This is a genomic window from Frankia sp. Mgl5, assembly GCF_023242985.1.
Classification (GTDB): domain Bacteria; phylum Actinomycetota; class Actinomycetes; order Frankiales; family Frankiaceae; genus Parafrankia; species Parafrankia soli.
This window is the reverse complement of the sequence record NZ_JALKFY010000435.1, coordinates 1-549: the sequence shown is the minus strand read 5'-3', so window position 1 is coordinate 549 and position 549 is coordinate 1. Positions and strand designations below refer to the sequence as shown.

2 protein-coding genes are annotated in these 549 nt (G+C 57.6%); both read left to right on the top strand.

Translation table 11 applies throughout. The features are described 5' to 3' along the window. The coding region (locus MXD62_RS10010) for an alcohol dehydrogenase catalytic domain-containing protein (protein WP_248829061.1) at positions 1-384 on the top strand (384 nt) is incomplete at its 5' end. A gap of 6 nt (positions 385-390) precedes the next feature. Further along, positions 391-549, top strand: a 159-nt coding sequence (locus MXD62_RS40525; protein ID WP_368862371.1) for a zinc-binding dehydrogenase, incomplete at its 3' end; no start/stop codon positions are given.

The following is a 549-nucleotide window of genomic DNA, read 5'->3' as shown; positions in this document are numbered from 1 at the left end:
GGTGTAACGCGCGTCAAGGTAGGCGACCGGGTAGCGGTCGAACCCGTTTTGTCCTGCGGCAAATGCAAAGCCTGCAAGAACGGGCGACACAATCTGTGCGATCTGATTAGATGCTTTGGGCTGAGCGGCGGTGGCGACGGTTTCTCCGAACTGACTGTCGTTGGCGAAGAGATGGTACACCTGCTGCCTGACAACATGTCGTATGAGCAGGCCGCACTCATTGAACCGACGTCCGTGGCACTCCATGCTGTTCGTGAGAGCCGCTTGCCGGCAGGCGATTCATGTGCTGTATTTGGAACAGGCCCAATCGGACTGCTGACGATTCTCGCAGCCAAGGCAGCTGGTGCCAGCCAGATCATCGCAGTGGAAATCTCGGAGCAATGACGGCAGATGGCATTGCAGCTCGGCGCGACCGATGCGATTGATCCCTCACAAACAGACGCTGTGCAGGCAATCAGAGAGATCACTGGTGGCGGTGCTGATGTCTACTTTGAAGTAACGGGCGTTGAACCGGGTCTGCTCGGGGCAATCGAGAGCTCAAAGGCGAAC